The organism is Teichococcus coralli (genome assembly GCF_009829925.1).
In the GTDB taxonomy this organism is placed as follows: domain Bacteria; phylum Pseudomonadota; class Alphaproteobacteria; order Acetobacterales; family Acetobacteraceae; genus Pseudoroseomonas; species Pseudoroseomonas coralli.
The window spans coordinates 42,122-58,284 of record NZ_SNVJ01000020.1; the positions used below are offsets into that span (position 1 = coordinate 42,122).

Sequence of the window (16,163 nt, forward strand, 5' to 3'; positions counted from 1 at the left end):
CGGCCCTCCATGCATGGCCTGCGGCAGCGGCCGGACGACGGCTGCCGCGAAAGGGGGAAGCACGCGGAGCCGGCCACGCGCAGGCTTCGTGCGGATCGGAATTCAAACAGACAGGGATCCTCCCGGCGATCAAAACGGTGCGATAGAAGAACGATTTAGCGTTGCCGCCCCCCTGCGCGCGCCGACGCGCCCGAGGCCCCGCTCCACGACGTGCCGTCGGCCGGAAACATTGAATCCGGATCCGAAACGTGTTTGGCTTGTGCACCGGCGGTTGCGCCGGAGGAGGGCCGGCAAGATGCCGAACATGCGATGGCTGCTGCCAATTGCCGTCTCCGCCCTGCTCGCCGGCACCGGGCTGCTCCGCGCCCAGCCGCTCGACGAGGCGCAACGCGCCGGCCGCGCGGCGGCCTCCTTCCCGCAGGCCGACGAGGATTACTTCCGCGAGATGGACAACGGCGTCGCGCTGACGCCCGAGGAGGTGCGCGGGCGCAACATGTGGATGGTCTGGACCGGCGGCAACGACCGGTTCTGGGACGGCATGACGAAGAGCACCTTCGGCGCCTTCGACCTGCTCAAGATCGTCACCGCGCATCCCGGCCAGAAGGCCGACCGCGAAAGCCGCTGGGATTGGCTCGGCGTCATCAACGAGCCGTGCTTCGAGAAGGCGGCCGGGCCGGATCCGGCCCGCTTCGGCCTGTGGCTGGACCGCCGGCGCGACGACTGCCCGGCCGATCCCTTCGCCAACGCGGCCAAGTACCCCGGCGTGGCCGTCGGCGCGCGCGGCAAGACCGTGCCGGTCGGGTCCTACTATGGCGAGCCCACCGGCATCCTCGGCCTGCGGCTCTTCCCGAACCCGGACTTCGACGCCAAGGCCGCGCGCGACTGGGACCCGGAGCGCTACTACACCGATCCCGCCTACTACAACCGCCCGGAGCTGGTCCGCCCCTACCGCGTCGGCATGGCCTGCGGCTTCTGCCATGTCGGACCCAGCCCGGTGCACCCGCCCGCCGATGCCGCGCACCCGCAATGGTCGGAGCTGAACGCCACGGTGGGTGCGCAGTACATGTGGGTGGACCGGCTGTTCGTCTACAACGCCGACCCGGCCAACTTCATGTACCAGCTGGTGCGCACCTACCGCCCCGGCGCGATGGACACCTCGCTCGTCTCCACGGACAACATCAACAATCCGCGGACGATGAACGCCATCTACAACCTCGCCGCCCGCATGGCGCAGGCGCTGCGCTGGGGCAAGGAGGAGATCACCGGGCCGGAGCGCAACAACAAGCAGTTCAACGATTTCGTCTCCAGCGGCCCGCTGACGCAGTTCCACCGCCCTCCCGGCACGGTCTGGACGCCGCATATCCTGAAGGACGGCTCGGATTCCGTCGGCGCGCTCGGGGCGCTGAACCGCGTCTACCTGAACATCGGGCTCTACAGCGAGGAATGGCTCCGCCACTTCAATCCCGTGGTCGGCGGCAAGCCGATCAGCCCGATCCGCATCGCCGTCGCGCAGCGCAACTCGAGCTACTGGCAGGCCACCGAGCGCGGCACGCCGGACATGGCGCGGTTCCTTCTGAAGGGCGGGCAGCCGGACCGTCTCGCCGACGCGCCGGGCGGGCAGGCCTACCTGGAGACGGACGCGGCCGTGCTCGATCGCGGCAAGGTCGTCTTCGCCGAGACCTGCGCCCGTTGCCATTCCAGCAAGGCACCAGCGCCGCCTGCGAACGCCGCCCTCGCCGGCTGCGCCGGGCCGCAATACATGGCCTGCTGGAACCGCTACTGGGCCTGGACCCGCACCGACGACTTCAAGGCGGAGATGCGCGCCATCGTCCAGGCGCCCGACTTCCTGCAGGACAACTACCTCTCCAACGACGCCCGCGTCCCGGCGACGCTGCTCGGCGTGAACGCCTGCAGCCCGCTCGCCAGCAACGCCCTGGCCGGCAACATCTGGAACGACTTCTCCTCCACCTCCTACAAGGCGCTGCCTTCCGCCGGCACGGTCATGGTGCACGACCCCATCACCGGCGAGGCGCATTCCTTCCGCATGCCGGCGGGCGGCCGCGGCTACATCCGGCCGCCGACGCTGGTCAGCCTCTGGTCCACGGCGCCCTTCCTGCAGAACAACAGCCTCGGGCCCTATGAGCACGACCCCTCGGTGGCCGCGCGGATGCGCGTCTTCGAGGCCTCCATCGGGCAGCTGCTCTGGCCCGAGCGCCGGAAGAAGGATGCCGTGCTGGGCGACAAGGTGCCGGGCGTGATCGACCGCACCACGGCGCGCAGCGCGCTGATCATCCCGGCGGGCTACGTGCCGGAGCCGCTGCGCCGGCTGCAGCGCCGCCTGCCCCGCCTGTTCGATCCGGACGGCGGAATCACGCTCGGGCCGATCCCCGCCGGGGTGCCGGTCAACCTGCTGGCCAACCTCCAGCCCCTGGCGGAAAGCGGCGACCCCACGCAGATCGCGGCGCATTACCTGCGCCTCGGGCGCCTGCTGCTCCGGGTGAAGCTGGATCTGCTCACCCTGCCGGACGATGCCCCGGACGAAACCCTGCGGCAGCACTTCGCCGATCTGGCCGGGCCGCTGCTGGCGCTCAGCAAGTGCCCGGACTTCGCGGTCAACCGGGGCCATTACTTCGGCACCGCCCTGCAAGCCGGCGAGCCGGCGCTGAGCGATGCCGACAAGGCCGCCCTGATCGCCTTTCTCAAGACGTTCTGAGCCCCATGCAGATCGAGCGGTCCCGGCCCGCCTGCTGCGACTACATCGTGGTCGGCTCCGGCGCCGGCGGGGGGACGCTGGCGGCGCGCCTGGCGGAGCGGGGGATGCAGGTGCTGGTGCTGGAGGCCGGCGGCGACCCCCGCGCGCCGGCGCCGGGTGCGGGCGGCGACCGCCTGCCGGCCGACTATGACGTGCCGGCCTTCCATGCCTTCGCCTCCGAGAACCCGGCGCTGAGCTGGAACTTCCTCGTCGAGCACTATTCCGACCCGCGGCAGCAGGCGCGCGACCCGAAGCGGGGAGCGGGCGGCATCCTGTACCCCCGTGCCGCCGCGCTGGGCGGATGCACCGCGCACAACGCCATGATCACCCTGTTCCCGCCCGACGGGGACTGGGATGCCCTGGCGGCGCTGACCGGCGATCCGGGCTGGCGCGCGGCGGTGATGCAGCACTACCAGCGGCGGCTCGAAAGCTGCCGGCACCGCCCCATCTGGCGGCTTCTCGCCCCCTTCGGCTTCGATCCGACAGGGCATGGATGGTCCGGCTGGCTGCCGACCGAGCGGGCGATGCCGCCGCAGGTCTGGGGGGACCGCACGCTGCTGCGCGTCCTGCTGGCGCAGGCGGCGGCGGAAGCGGGGCTGCAGCCGCACCGCTGGGCGCGGCTGCGCGGCCTTTTGCGCGGCAAGGGCGACCCGAACGACCGCCGGGTGCTCGGCGCCGGGCTGACCGGCCTGTGCTACACGCCGCTCGCCACGGCCGGCCATGCCCGCTTCGGCACGCGCGAGCGACTGCTGGCCGCGGCGGCCCGGCATCCCGGCGCGCTGCGGATCGAGACCGAGGCGCTGGCAACGCGGGTGATCCTGGACAGCCATCAACAGGCGGTCGGCGTGGCCTACCTGAAAGGGCGGGGCCTGTACCGCGCCACGCCCGGCGCCGCCGGGGAGGGCGAGCCGAGGGAGGCCTTCTGCCGGCGCGGCGTGATCCTGGCCGGGGGCAGCTTCAACACGCCGCAACTGCTGATGCTCTCGGGGATCGGCGACCCGGCCGAGCTGGCGCGCCATGGGATCGGCCTGCGCGTCGCCCTTCCGGGCGTCGGGCGGAACCTGCAGGACCGCTACGAGGTGTCGGTGGTCAGCCGCATGGCGCGGGACTGGCGCGCCCTGCGCGGCGCCCGCTTCCGGCCCGGCGACCGCCTGTTCAGGCTCTGGCGGCGTCGGCGGGAGGGGATGTATGTCAGCAACGGCGCCGCCCTGGCCTTCACCGCGCGCTCCCGTCCGGACATCGTTGCGCCGGACCTGTTCTGCATGGCCCTGCTGGCGAGCTTCAGGGGCTATTATCCCGGCTTCTCGCAGGAGATCGCCGCGCACCACGACCGCCTGTCCTGGGCCGTGCTGAAGGGGCACACCGCCAACCGCGCCGGCAGCGTGACGCTTCGCTCCGCCGACCCGCGCGAGCCACCGGTCATCAACTTCCGCTACTTCGACGACGGCCACGATGCCGCGGGCGCGGACCTGCGGGCCGTCGTCGAAGGCGTGCGGATGGTGCGGCGGCTGGTGCGGCCGCTCGCCGAGCGGGGCCTGGTGGCGGAGGAGGAAACCCCCGGTCCCCACCTCCGCAGCGAGGCGGAGCTCGCCGACTGGGTGCGCGACCAGGCCTGGGGCCACCATGCGAGCGGCACCTGCGCCATCGGTGCGCGCGAGGCCGGCGGGGTGCTGGACAGCCGCCTCCGGGTGCATGGAACGCAGGGGCTCCGGGTTGTCGATGCCTCGGTCTTCCCGCGCATCCCCGGCTTTTTTCTCGCCGCCGCCGTCTACCTGGCGGCGGAACGGGCCGCCGACCTGGTGCTGGAGGACGCCGCCGTGGCGGCCCAGGTGGCATGAGCGGGCGGGTGGCATGAGCGGGCGGGCGCCCCGCCGGCGGGTGTGGCGCCTCGCCGCGCTGGTGGCGGCGCTGCTGCTCGCCGCCGGCGCGGCCTCCTACCGCTGGTACGCCGCCGACATCCCGCAGCGCTTCGACGACCCGGTGCAGCAGTTCAAGTACGGCTCGACTGGCGGCGACCGGCTGGCCGGCATCCCGCTCGGCATCTTCAGGGCCCTGCCCGCCCTGTGCCGCGACTACCTGCCCGGCGAGGGATGGGAATCCCTCGGCTTCCTCTACGAGCCGGGCACCGACCGCCCGGTCGGCACCTCGCTCCGCCGCACGCTGGGCTTCGAGCGGGTCTCGCTGAACTGCGCGACCTGCCATGTCGGCACCTACCGCACGGAGGCCGGGGCGCCGCCCGTGATGGTCCCCGGCATGCCGGCCAACCAACTTGACCTGGTCGGCTTCGCCCGCTTCCTCGGCAACTGCGCCCTCGACGAGCGCTTCAACCCCTGGCAGGTGATCCAGGCGGCCGAGGAGGCCGGCGCGCGGTACAATCCGGTGGAGCGGCTGCTGCTGCAGTATGTCGCCGTGCCGGCCCTCAAGGAGGGGGTGATCCTCGCCCGCTTCCGCCTGCGCTTCCTGGGGCAGGAGGTGGAGGCCGGGCCGGGCCGCTTCGACACCTTCGGCCCGCTGAAGGCTTTGCTGAACTGGCCGCTGGAGCTGCTGCCGGCGCGCCAGCGGGTGGGCATCGTCGATTTCCCCTCGCTCTGGCTGCAGGCGCCGCGCCAGGGCATGCACCTGCACTGGGACGGCAACAACGATTCGGTGGAGGAGCGCAACCGCAGCGCCGGCTTCGGCACCGGCGCCGTGCCCGCCCTGGCCGACGACGCCTCGCTGGCCGCCATCGCCGCCTGGCTGCGCACGCCGCGGAACGTGCCGCCGCCCTGGCCCTTCCCGGTGGACCCGGCCCGGGCGGCGCGCGGGGCGGCGCTCTATGCCGGCCTCTGCGCCGGGTGTCACGGCGCGAGCGGGCGGGACTTCTCCGGCGCGCGGGTGGGGCAGGTGGAGCCGATCGAGGCGATCCGCACCGATCCCTGCCGCCTCGACAACTACACCGCCGCGCTGGCCGAGGAGCAGGGCAACCTCTACGCCGCCTATCCCGACAAGCGCTTCACCCACTTCCGCAAGACGCACGGCTATGCCAACGCGCCGCTGGACGGGCTCTGGCTGCGCGCGCCCTACCTGCACAACGGCTCGGTGCCCACGCTGCGCGACCTGCTGGAGCCGGCGGAGCGTCGCCCCGCCGCCTTCTGGCGCGGCAACGACCTGCTGGACCGCGACCGCCTCGGCTTCGTCTCCGACATGGCCGAGGTCGAGGGCCGCCGCTTCTTCCGCTACGAGACGCGCTGCACCGGCGATGCCGCGCTCTGCGCGCGCGAGGCCAACCCGGAGAACCGGCACGACGACAACCGCTGCCCCGCCGGCCGGTGGGCCGGCAACAGCAACCGGGGCCATGACGGACCCGCCTACGGCACCGACCTGCCGGCGTCCGACAAGGACGCGCTGGTCGAGTTCCTGAAGACCTTTTGATGCGGCCCGGTCGCGCCCGCCGCATCGCCCTGGTCGCGCTGGCGGCGCTGGCGATGCTGCTGCTCGGCGCCGCCTTCGCCGCCTGGATGCTGCTCCGCCCCGGGCCGCAGCAGTTCCGCACCGCGGCCGATCGCTTCGCCTATGGCTCGACGGGCGGCGAGGCGCTGGGCATCCCCTATCCGGTCTTCATGGTGCTGCCGCGCGTCTTTCCCGACCTGGTGGCGCGCTACGCCAGGGAGGGCTACGGGCCGGCCAAGGCCGGCTTCGGCGGCTGGGGCGCCTTTGGCCTGGCCTGGGAGCAGGGCGAGCGGCTGCCGGCCGGCTTCTCCATCGAGCGCGTCGGCTACGACCGCGTGACGGTGAACTGCGCGCTCTGCCACACCGCGACTTGGCGGCCGAGCGCCGAGGCCGACCGGCAGATCGCCCCCGGCGGCCCCGGCCATGCGGTGAACCTGCAGGGCATGCTGCGCTTCATGGTCGCCGCCGCGCATGATCGGCGCTTCACCGCGGCGCGGCTGCTGCCCGAGATCCTGCTCAATTTCCCGCTGAGCTGGGCCGAGGCCAAGCTCTATGCCTGGCTGCTGATCCCCGCCACCCGCGCGGGCCTCCGCTTCGCCGGCGGGCAGCTCGCCTGGATGGAGGACCGGCCGCCCTGGGCGCCAGGCCGCGACGACGCCTTCAACCTGCCGAAGTTCATCCTCACCCAGACGCCCTGGGACAACAGCACCGGCAACACCGACTTCCCGGCCCTGTGGCGGCTCGGCGAGCGGGACGGCATGCTGCTGCACGCCAGCGGCGAGGCGCATGACGTCTACACCGTCGCCGCGACCTCGGCGCTGGGCACGGGGGCGCTGCCGCTGCCGGGCTTCCGCGCCCGCAACGAATGGCTGGTGGCCTTTCTCCGGGACCTGCCGGCACCGCCCTTCCCCGAGCCGGTGGACGCCGCGCTGGCCGAGGCCGGGCGGGCAATCTTCGTTGCGCAGTGCGCCGCCTGCCACGCGCGGGGCGGCGCACGGACCGGCACCGCCATCCCGCTCGACGAGATCGGCACCGACCCCGAGCGCGCGCGCACCTGGACGGCGGCCGACGCGGCGCGGATGAACCGGCTGACCGGCCTGCTCGGCATGGAGGACGCCCGCCTGCAGGCGGCGCAGGGCTATGTCGCGCGGCCGCTGACCGGGCTCTGGCTGCTGGCGCCCTATCTCCACAACGGTTCCGTGCCGACCCTGCGCGACCTGCTGCTGCCGCCCGCGCAGCGGCCGCGCATCTTCTGGCGCGGCTACGACGTGCTGGACCGCGCGAATGTCGGCTTCCTGGCCACCGGCCCGGAGGCGGAGGCGGAGGGCTTCCGCTTCGACACCGGCCTGCGCGGCAACGGCAATGGCGGCCATCTCTACGGCACCGCGCTCGATGGGGCGGACCGTGAGGCCCTGCTGGCCTATCTCAAGACGTTGTAGCGGCCGGCACGGAAAACTTCAGCGCGAAGTCGATCAGCCGCGTCTTCGACCAGTACACCTTGCCCAGGTAGAGACCGGGTTCGAGGAGGCGGATCTCGTCGCGGATGTGCTGCGCGACCATCGACGTCTCGGAATAGTCGAGAACGATGCAGGGCTTGCCGTCCAGCCAGCTGTTCTCCTGCCGCATGCGCGCGAGCACCGCGTTGAGGCCGAAGGGCAGGATCCGGTTGCGCAGCGTCATGCTCGCCGCGTCGAAGATCTTTCCCTGCCAGGCGAACAGGTTGATCGCGGCGGCGATCTGCGCGTTGAACGGCGTGCCGGGCGCCACGATGGCGGTTCCCTCCGCCTCGCCGTCCGGCACCGGACCGGGTTCGAGCTTGCCGTACAGCGCGTCCAGCTCCGCCTGCGACATGGTCAGCAGGTCTTTGGCGTTGTAGCTCATTTCGGCATTTCCTCTCGGGCCGCGCAGGATGATCCGTCCAGCAGAAGGTCGTCGTAGAGCTGGCGAACGAAGTCGACGAAGATGGGCTGCTTGATGTCGGAATGGTCGGCGATCACCCCGGCATCCGCGTGCACGATCCAGAACGGGTTGTTGGCGTCGTAGCCGCTGTCCGCCCGGTGCGCCAGCACGGCGCCGGCCACGTAACGCCGGTTCCAGCCGGGCAGCAGATGCCCTTCGCGCCGCCAGCGGGCCTCGAAGGCCTCATGCGCCTCGCATTCCTGCCGCACGAGAACCTCCGGCGGCACGCTCAGCCGCGCTTCGAGGATCGCCGCCGGTGCGGGCGCGTCCGGCGCGCGGGACAGGTCATGCGTCCAGAAGGGGCGGTAGTGGCCAATGGCGGTTCGCGCCTGCCGCCGCTGCTCGCCGCTCACGAAATTCTCGAGAATGGTGTTGGCGGTGCGGCCGATCGGAAACGCATAGCCTGTCGCCATGTCGGCCTCCGAGGTGACCTCGATGAACACCGGCCGCTGGCCGCGCGCGAAGCTGGCGGCCGGGCGGCCCTGCACGAGCTGGCGCAGCGGCTCGTAGCTCGTCGCCTCGATCGCCGGGTTGACGATGACCATGAGGTCGCCATAGGCGGCGATCGTCTTGCGCGCCTCGTCGTCCGGATGCAGGGCGCCCGCCATCAGCGAGGCCGAGGCCTGGTCCACCAGCGCCTGGGCCAGCGCGGTGTAGACGATCAGCCCGCCGAAGCTGTGCCCGATCGTCAGCAGCCTTGTGCTGCGCCGATGCTCGCCGGGAGGCGGCGCCAGGTCGGCCTGCAGGCGCAGGCCAGACCAGCTGGTGCGGTTCAGCTCGTCGCGCAGCGTGCGGACGCGCCCCAGCAGTTCCCGGATGGAGCCCTGCGCCACCCGCTGCGCCGCGGCCTTGCGGCTCCAGAAGGTCAGGTTCTCCAGCAGGTCGCCGGCCGCCAGGCTGCTGCCCCGCCAGCCCGCATAGATGCCGACGACGCGGCGCGGCCTGCCCGGCACCTCGGGCACATGCGTGGCCTCTGTCCTGGCGAGGTCGGCCAGCAGCGTGCGGAACGCCGCGACGTCGGGATCACCGGACGCGGCATTGTGCTTCCACCCATGCACGAACACGACGATGCAGAGGTCCTGCCGCCGGCTTTCCTCCACCAGCCGCTGGAACAGCACCTCCATCTGCGCCGGGATCAGCTTGGCGCCCTGGTCGTCGAACTCGACCACGCCCAGCAGGTAGCGGAGGTCCGGCTGGCCAGGAGCCGCGTTCTCCTCGATGGAGGCGGTGGAGCAGTCGCCGCCGCCGCAAGCGCCGGCCGTGGTGCGGTTCGGCGCGTTCGCGACGCATGCCGCCAGCAGCGCCGCGAGCACCACCGCGACGAGGCCGTGCGCGCGCATCCGGGAAGACGTTCTGGGACGAGGCACCACTGGCCGCTCTCCCGCGTATTTAGGTACGGTATCGCAACATAAGAGCTGCCGCAATGCGCCGGATGGGCGTCCGCCGGCTTTCCCGCGCGACACGCGGCGAGCCTGGTGCCGGCACGGATCAAACCTCGCTGAGACCATACCCGAGGCGGTGGCAAGGCGCGCAAAACTGTTGTTCCGTACGCGGAATGTAAAACGGGGGTCTCCATGAAGCGGCTGGTGGTTTGCTTCGACGGCACCTGGAACAGTGCGGATAGCCGCCGCGCGGAAACTAACGTCGCCCGCATCGCGCGGGCGGTGCGGGCCAACAGCGAAACCGAAGGCACACCGCAGCTGACCCTGTACCTGCGCGGTGTGGGCTCGACCGGCATCGCGCTCCAGAAGCTGCTCGGCGGCGCGATCGGCGAGGGCCTCGATGAGAACATCCGCTCCGGCTACATGTTCCTCGCGCAGAACTACGTGCCGGGCGACAAGATCTACCTGTTCGGCTTTTCCCGCGGCGCTTTCACGGCACGCAGCCTGGCAGGCTTCATCGGCGGCTGCGGCCTGCTGAAGCGGCAGAAGCTGGGCGACCTGTCATCGGCATGGGACTACTACCATCAGGCCGATCCGCGCTCGCCGCAGGACTTCTGCGCCCGCTTCTGCTCGGACTGCCACCTGGAGGTGGAGCTGGCGTTTCTCGGCGTCTGGGACACGGTGGGCGCGCTGGGCATTCCCGGCACCATCCTCAACACGCTGAGCGCCCATGAGTACCAGTTCCACGACACCACCCCGTCGAGGATCATGAAGGTCGGCCGCCATGCGCTCGCGATCGACGAGCACCGCGACGAGTTCGAGCCGACGCTCTGGACCGGCTCGGCACCACCCGGTTGCGACATCCGGCAGGTCTGGTTCGCCGGCGCGCATTCGGATGTGGGCGGCGGCTACCAGGACCGTCGGCTGGCCGACATCCCGCTCTGCTGGATGGCGGAGGAGGCCGCGAACTGCGGCCTGAAGCTCGACTGGAGCATGCTGCCGGACCGTGCCGCCCTGAACCCGTGCGCGCCCCAGCACGAATCCCGCCTGAACTGGTCGCGCAAGGACCGGCTGACGCCCACCATCCGCCAGATCGCCGGGGCCGAGACCAAGGTCAGCTTCTACGAGCGCCTGTACCGGCCGATGGACCGGGACGGCAACCCGCTCCGGCCGATCGGGGAAAGCCTCCATCCGAGCGTCGAAAGCCGCTTCGGGCAGCCGGTGACATGCCTCGCCAACGATGGCGACACGACGGGCGAAGCCGCGGCCTACCGGCCGAAGAACCTGCTCGGCCTGCCGCAGTTCGCCGGGGCGGCGCCCGCGGCGAGGAGCACGGGATGAGCGGCCCGTCGCGACAGGCCGGAGAGGATGATGCGGGGGCCGGGCCAGAACCGGAGCCGGAGCCGGAGCCGGAGGCAAGCGGCATGGCCCTGCCGGAGGCGGAAGGGGGAAGCGCGGCCAGGGAAGGCCGGCTGCCGGAGCCGGAGCAACCCGCGCCGGTCTTCGACCACGCGACCGGCACGGCGCTTCCCCCCGATGAGGCGTGGCGCCGGGCCGAGGCGGATGCGGCGGCGCGCGCCGCCCCGGGCGCTGTGCCGCCGGGCTGCGCCGAGGCGGAGGGAGAGGGCCTCGGCCCCGACGACATCAGGGCCGGCGGCATGGACGCCGAGGGCCGCACCGTTGCCGAGGTCTACGGCCGGAGCCGGAAAAGATTCGCCGTGTACCGCGTGCAGAGCGGCGATGTCTGGGTTCAGTTCGCGCAGAACACCGTCGAGGCGGACCGCCAGCGGGCCGCCGTGGCCAATCTGTGCGACCTGCGCTGGGACATCGACTGCCTCGCGGATGGCTCGCGCCGGGCGGCGCACTACCATCGCGAGCTTGCCGCCGGGCTGCAACTCGCCCTGGTCGGCGAGGCGGACAGCGCCGAGGGCAAGCTTCGCCGCGCCCTGGCGGCCCTGAAGCAGGAGCGGGAGCGGACCGGAAGGCTTCGCTACATGGGCTTCGCGACCCTCTCCGCGCTGGCCATGCTGCTGCTTCTCACCCTGGGCAGCGAGGTGCTCCTGCCGTTCGAGACGCCGCAGGAGAACCTGTGGCTCGCGGGCAAGGCCGGCCTGGTGGGCGCCTTCTTTTCCATCGCGCTGGCCATCCGCGGGCGCACGGTCGCGCCCGACAACGACCGGATGGAGAATGCCCTGGAAGGCGCCGTCCGCCTCGGCATCGGAGTGATCGCCGGCGGCTTCCTGCTGCTCGCCCTCGGCTCCGGCTTCGTCACCGATCTCGTCTCGGGCGGCACGGCATCCGGCGGGCTGGCGAGGGGATGGATGCATGTCGCGGTGCTGGGCTTTCTCGGCGGCTTCGCGGAACGCCTCGTCCCTGATCTGCTGGACCGTGTCCACGACGGCAATGGCGCGGCGGCGCGGTAGCGCGGCTCCAGGTGCTTGCCTTGCGCAACACGTCATCCGGCATCGCGCCATCCGGGCGCGATCGTCTCAAGGGGGTTCGTCCCATGCCCGATGTCACGCCTCAGCACCTCACGACCGCCTTTCCCGGCACCACGCTTCGCCGCAACAGCCCGCAAACCGACGCCGTGCGCGCGGTGCAGGCCGCCCTCAACGCGCGGGGCTGCGGCCCGGTGCAGGCGGATGGGATCTTCGGCCCGGCCACCGAAAGCGCCGTGCGGACGTTCCAGAGCCGGTTCTTCGACCTGAGGGGCGCGCCCCTGCTGATTGACGGGCAGGTGGGGCCGGTGACCTGGGCGGCGCTTTTCGGCGCTTCCTCCCTGCCTCCCATGGCCGAGGGCGGCGCGCTGGCACGCGCCGCGCTCACGGTCGCGGAGAAGCAGCTCGGCGTATCGGAGGAGCCGCCCGGCTCGAATGCCGGCAAGGCGGTGGAAGCCTTCCTGGCCTCCGTCGGCCTCGGCTCCGGCCATGCCTGGTGCGCCTCCTTCGTCTACTGGTGCGTGGAGCAGGCGGCGGAGCAGACCGGACAGCGCAACTGCCTGCCCCGGACGGGCGGCGTGCTGGAGATGTGGCGCCGCTCGCGCAGGGCCGGCCTGCCCTGCGTCACCGCCGCCGAGGCCCGGGCCCAGCCCGTCCTGGTGAGCAGCGGCATGATCTTCGTCATGGATTTCGGCCAGGGCCACGGCCACACCGGCTTCGTGAAAGGGCTCGCCGACGGCCGCCTGGCGACGATCGAAGGCAATTCCAGCGACGGTGGCTCGCGCGAGGGCACGGGCGTCTTCGCGCTCAGCCGGCGCACGCTTGGCAACATCAACGCGGGCTTCATCGGGCTGCCCTGAGCGGCGCCGCGCCGCTCACCACCGCGCGCGCAGCGAGCCGAGGACCAGCCGGCCCGTCCCGTAGTAGCAGGCCGTCGCCGAGGAGCAGCTCGCGACATAGTCCTTGTCGGCGAGATTCTGGGCGTTGAGGGCGAACTCCACGCCCCTGGCGCTCTCGAAGCGCGCGCCAAGGTCGTAGCGCAGCGCCGCGTCGAACAGCGTCACCGCGCCCACCTCGAAGGTGTTCGTGTCGTTGCCGGCGGTCGCGCCGACATAGCGGACGCCGCCGCCCACGGAGAGGCCCCGCAGCGGCCCGTCGCGGAAGCGATGGTTCGCCCATCCGCTCGCCATGTGGTTCGGCACCTGCGGCACGCGGTTGCCGGCGACGCCCGGCACGTTGCTCCTGGTGATCTCGGCGTCGATGTAGGAGTAGGCGCCGATCAGGTCGAGGCTGTCGGTCAGGCTGGCGCGGCCCTCCAGCTCGACGCCGCGGGAGCGGATCTCGCCCTGCGGCGTGCTGTAGGTCGTGTAGAGCGGGTCGCGCGTCAGCACGTTTTGCTGCCTGATGTGGTAGGCGGCAAGCTGGATGAAGCTGTTCATGCCGGGCGGCTGGTACTTGATGCCGGCCTCGTACTGCTCGCCGGTGGTCGGCGCGAAGTTGCCGCCGCCGCGCTGCGGCGCCGCGGTGCCGGTGTTGGGCAGGAAGGAGGTGGAGTAGCTGGCATAGGGCGCCAGGCCGTTGTCGAAGAGGTAGAGCGCGCCCACGCGCCAGGTCACCTCGTCGTCGGCCTGCGAGGTGATCGCCGCATCGGCGCCGCTCGCCTGGTGCGTGGTGGTGCCGATGGTGGCGCGGTCGTAGCGCAGGCCGGCGTTGAAGCGCCAGCGGCCGAGCGCGACCTGGTCCTGGGCGTAGAAGCCGAGCTGGTCCAGGTTCTGGTTGGTCAGCCCCGCCGGCCCGGTCAGGATCGGCGGAATGAACTGGCCGTAGGCGGGCGCGAAGAGGTCGATGCTGGGCGCGCGGCCGAGCCCCTGCCGCGCACGGGCGGAGGTGCGCTGCCAGTCGATCCCGAACAGCGCCGTGTGCTTCAGCGCGCCGGTGGTGAAGGTGGCCTGCGCCTGGTTGTCCAGCGCATAGGCGTTGGCATGGTCGGAGACGAAGGTGGCGCTGCGCGTGCCGGTCCGCTGGTCCGCGCCCACGGAGCGGATCGACAGCACGTTCACCTCGGCGTCGATATGCGCGTAGCGGAAGTTCTGCCGCAGGGTCCAGGTGTCGCCGAGCCGGTGCTCGAGCTGGTAGCCGATCGCGGCCTGGGTGCGGGTGAACCTGTCATAGGCCGGATCGCCGCCGAAGAAGCTGCGGGGAAGCCTGCCGTTCGGGTTGTACAGCACCGAGCCGGAGGCCGGCACGAAGTTGTAGAAGCCGCCTTCCGGGTCGTGCTGGTAGGAGGCGAGGAGCGTGAGGCTGGTGCTGTCGTCCGGCCGCCAGGTGAAGGCGGGCGCGATGGCGACCCGCTCCTCCTCCGTGTGGTCATACTGCGTGTTCGCCGTCCGCGCGATGCCGGTCAGGCGGTAGAGGAACCTGCCATCCTCCGTCGCCGCGCCGCCGAGGTCGAAGGCGGCCTGCAGCAGGGCGTTGCTGCCGGCCTCGATCCGCACCTCGTTGACCTGGCCGGCCGTGGGCCGTCGGCTGACCAGGTTGACCAGCCCGCCGACGCCGGTCTGGCCGTACAGCACCGAGGCGGGGCCGCGCAGCACCTCGATGCGCTCCAGCAGCCAGGGGTCGGTGTTGGGCACGCCGAAATAGAGGCCGCGCCCCTGGCGCAGCCCGTCGAGGAAGTTGACGAAGGCGGCGCCGGTGCCCTGGCCGCCGAAGCCGCGCACGAAGACGCTGTCGTAGCGGGCGGAGGGGCGCACCTCACCCAGCACACCGGCGGTGTAGCGCAGCGCCTGCGAGACGCTGAGCGCCGCCTGGTCGTCCACCTGGTCGCGGGTGACGACGGCGACGGATTGCGGCGCCTCGATCAGCGGCGTGTCGGTCTTGGAGCCGGTGGTGGTGACCGGCGCGACATAGCCGGGAACACTCTCCCAGGCACGCCAGGCCGTTGCCTGCACCTCGACGCTCGGCAGCGTCACCACCGGCGCCGGGGCCTCGGCGCTTTCCGGGACCGGCATCTGGGCCGGGGCCGGGCCGGCCAGCCCGACCAGCGCAGCGGATGCCAGAAGGATTGGACGCAGCGGCGGCGCGCAGATCATGCAGGACCTCGGCGGAAATGTTGCGCGCCAGCTTTGCCATTGTTGAGAATGATACGCAATAGCGCCAAGGCCGCGAAGGCATGCCGCGGCCTCCCGCCCCGAGGGCGGGGTGGTTGCCGTCCGGGATCGTGGCGTGGCCGGCGCTGCGGGCGGTCAGAAGTTCGCGCGCAGGTCCATCCCGGCGTAGAGCCCCGCCACCTGCTCGCCGTAGCCGTTGAACTTCAGCGTCGGCTTGCGGCGGCCGAAGAAGCCGGAGCCGATCACCCGCTCGCTCCCCTGGCTCCAGCGCGGGTGGTCCACCTCCGGGTTGACGTTGGCGTAGAAGCCGTACTCGCCGGGCGCCTCGCGGTTCCAGGAGGTCGGCGGCTGCTTGTCGAGCAGGCTGATCCGCACGATCGACTTGATGCCCTTGAAGCCGTACTTCCACGGCACGACGAGGCGCAGCGGCGCGCCGTTCTGGTTCGGCAGCGTCTCGCCATAAAGGCCGAGGGCGAGGATGGTGAGCGGGTGCATGGCCTCGTCCAGCCGCAGCCCCTCGACATAGGGCCATTGCAGCACCTGGAAGAAGCCGCGCTGGCCCGGCATCTCGGAGGGGCGCACCAGCGTGGTGAAGGCGACGTACTTCGCCGCGCCTTGCGGCTCCGCCCGCTTCAGCACCTCGGCCAGCGGGAAGCCCAGCCAGGGGACCACCATGGACCAGGCTTCCACGCAGCGGTGCCGGTAGACGCGGTCCTCCAGCGCGAAGGGCTTGATGAAGTCCTCAAGCTGGTAGTCGGCCGGGTGGTTGACGAGCCCGTCCACCTTCACCGTCCAGGGCTGCGTCGTCAGCTTCCCGGCATGCGCCTTGGGGTCGGACTTGTCGGTGCCGAATTCATAGAAGTTGTTGTAGCCGGTGACGTCCTCCAGGCTGGTCGGCTTCTCGTCGGTGGAGAGCGGGCTTGGCGCGCCCTGCAGCGGGGCGGCCCGGGCCGGCCGTGCGCCGCCGAGCGCCAGCCCGGCCGAGGCGGCGAGCAGCCGGCGCCGGTCCAGCCACGCGGCGCGCGGCGTGATCTCGGAGCCTGGAAGGGGAGGGATGGAGAAGCCTGGCATTGCGTCATCCTCGCTCGGTCTG

At 71.8% G+C, this 16,163-nt stretch carries 11 protein-coding genes; 7 read left to right on the forward strand and 4 right to left on the reverse strand.

Annotation, left to right across the window (positions count from 1 at the left end):
* Nucleotides 1-295 precede the first annotated feature (295 nt).
* Genes E0493_RS18545 through E0493_RS18560 form a run of 4 tightly spaced genes read left to right on the forward strand, consistent with a single transcriptional unit; the run spans nucleotide 296 to nucleotide 7,620 of the window.
* Nucleotides 296-2,713 carry a hypothetical protein gene (locus tag E0493_RS18545; RefSeq protein WP_160938747.1) on the forward strand — a complete coding sequence of 806 codons (2,418 nt, stop codon included), beginning with the start codon at nucleotides 296-298 and terminating at the stop codon, nucleotides 2,711-2,713.
* A 5-nt stretch (nucleotides 2,714-2,718) separates the two neighbouring features.
* Nucleotides 2,719-4,590 (forward strand): GMC family oxidoreductase, encoded by a 1,872-nt coding sequence (locus E0493_RS18550; RefSeq protein WP_160938748.1) that lies wholly within the window; start codon nucleotides 2,719-2,721, stop codon nucleotides 4,588-4,590.
* A 13-nt stretch (nucleotides 4,591-4,603) separates the two neighbouring features.
* Nucleotides 4,604-6,163, forward strand: a complete 1,560-nt coding sequence (locus tag E0493_RS18555) for a cytochrome c (RefSeq protein ID WP_160938749.1) — start codon at nucleotides 4,604-4,606, stop codon at nucleotides 6,161-6,163.
* Complete coding sequence (locus E0493_RS18560; protein WP_160938750.1) at nucleotides 6,163-7,620, forward strand: c-type cytochrome; 1,458 nt, start codon at nucleotides 6,163-6,165, stop codon at nucleotides 7,618-7,620. The genes E0493_RS18555 and E0493_RS18560 overlap by 1 nt, the downstream gene beginning before the upstream one ends.
* Here E0493_RS18560 and E0493_RS18565 read toward each other — a convergent pair.
* The gene (locus E0493_RS18565; protein WP_160938751.1) at nucleotides 7,607-8,062 is read right to left on the reverse strand and encodes a hypothetical protein; all 456 of its coding nucleotides are present in this window, start codon (nucleotides 8,060-8,062) and stop codon (nucleotides 7,607-7,609) included. The two genes, E0493_RS18560 and E0493_RS18565, sit on opposite strands and share 14 nt — an antisense overlap.
* Nucleotides 8,059-9,480: an alpha/beta fold hydrolase gene (locus E0493_RS18570; RefSeq protein WP_160938752.1), complete on the reverse strand. Its 1,422-nt coding sequence runs from the start codon at nucleotides 9,478-9,480 to the stop codon at nucleotides 8,059-8,061. The genes E0493_RS18565 and E0493_RS18570 overlap by 4 nt, the downstream gene beginning before the upstream one ends.
* Nucleotides 9,481-9,714: 234 nt before the next feature.
* Between E0493_RS18570 and E0493_RS18575 the strand changes: the two genes are divergently transcribed.
* The 3 genes from E0493_RS18575 to E0493_RS18585 all read left to right on the forward strand — a co-directional run bounded on the left by E0493_RS18575 (nucleotide 9,715) and on the right by E0493_RS18585 (nucleotide 12,820).
* Nucleotides 9,715-10,863 carry a DUF2235 domain-containing protein gene (locus E0493_RS18575; protein WP_160938753.1) on the forward strand — a complete coding sequence of 383 codons (1,149 nt, stop codon included), beginning with the start codon at nucleotides 9,715-9,717 and terminating at the stop codon, nucleotides 10,861-10,863.
* Nucleotides 10,860-11,945 carry a hypothetical protein gene (locus tag E0493_RS18580; protein WP_160938754.1) on the forward strand — a complete coding sequence of 362 codons (1,086 nt, stop codon included), beginning with the start codon at nucleotides 10,860-10,862 and terminating at the stop codon, nucleotides 11,943-11,945. The genes E0493_RS18575 and E0493_RS18580 overlap by 4 nt, the downstream gene beginning before the upstream one ends.
* 83 nt (nucleotides 11,946-12,028) lie before the next feature.
* A complete protein-coding gene (locus E0493_RS18585) occupies nucleotides 12,029-12,820 on the forward strand; it encodes a peptidoglycan-binding protein (RefSeq protein WP_160938755.1) in 792 nt (263 codons plus the stop codon).
* Between the two features lie 15 nt (nucleotides 12,821-12,835).
* On the opposite strand, the gene E0493_RS18590 is transcribed toward E0493_RS18585, so the two are convergent.
* Both E0493_RS18590 and msrP read right to left on the reverse strand, forming a co-directional pair.
* Complete coding sequence (locus E0493_RS18590; protein ID WP_235913873.1) at nucleotides 12,836-14,971, reverse strand: TonB-dependent siderophore receptor; 2,136 nt, start codon at nucleotides 14,969-14,971, stop codon at nucleotides 12,836-12,838.
* Between the two features lie 234 nt (nucleotides 14,972-15,205).
* Complete coding sequence (gene msrP / locus E0493_RS18595; protein WP_160938757.1) at nucleotides 15,206-16,141, reverse strand: protein-methionine-sulfoxide reductase catalytic subunit MsrP; 936 nt, start codon at nucleotides 16,139-16,141, stop codon at nucleotides 15,206-15,208.
* Nucleotides 16,142-16,163 lie beyond the last annotated feature (22 nt).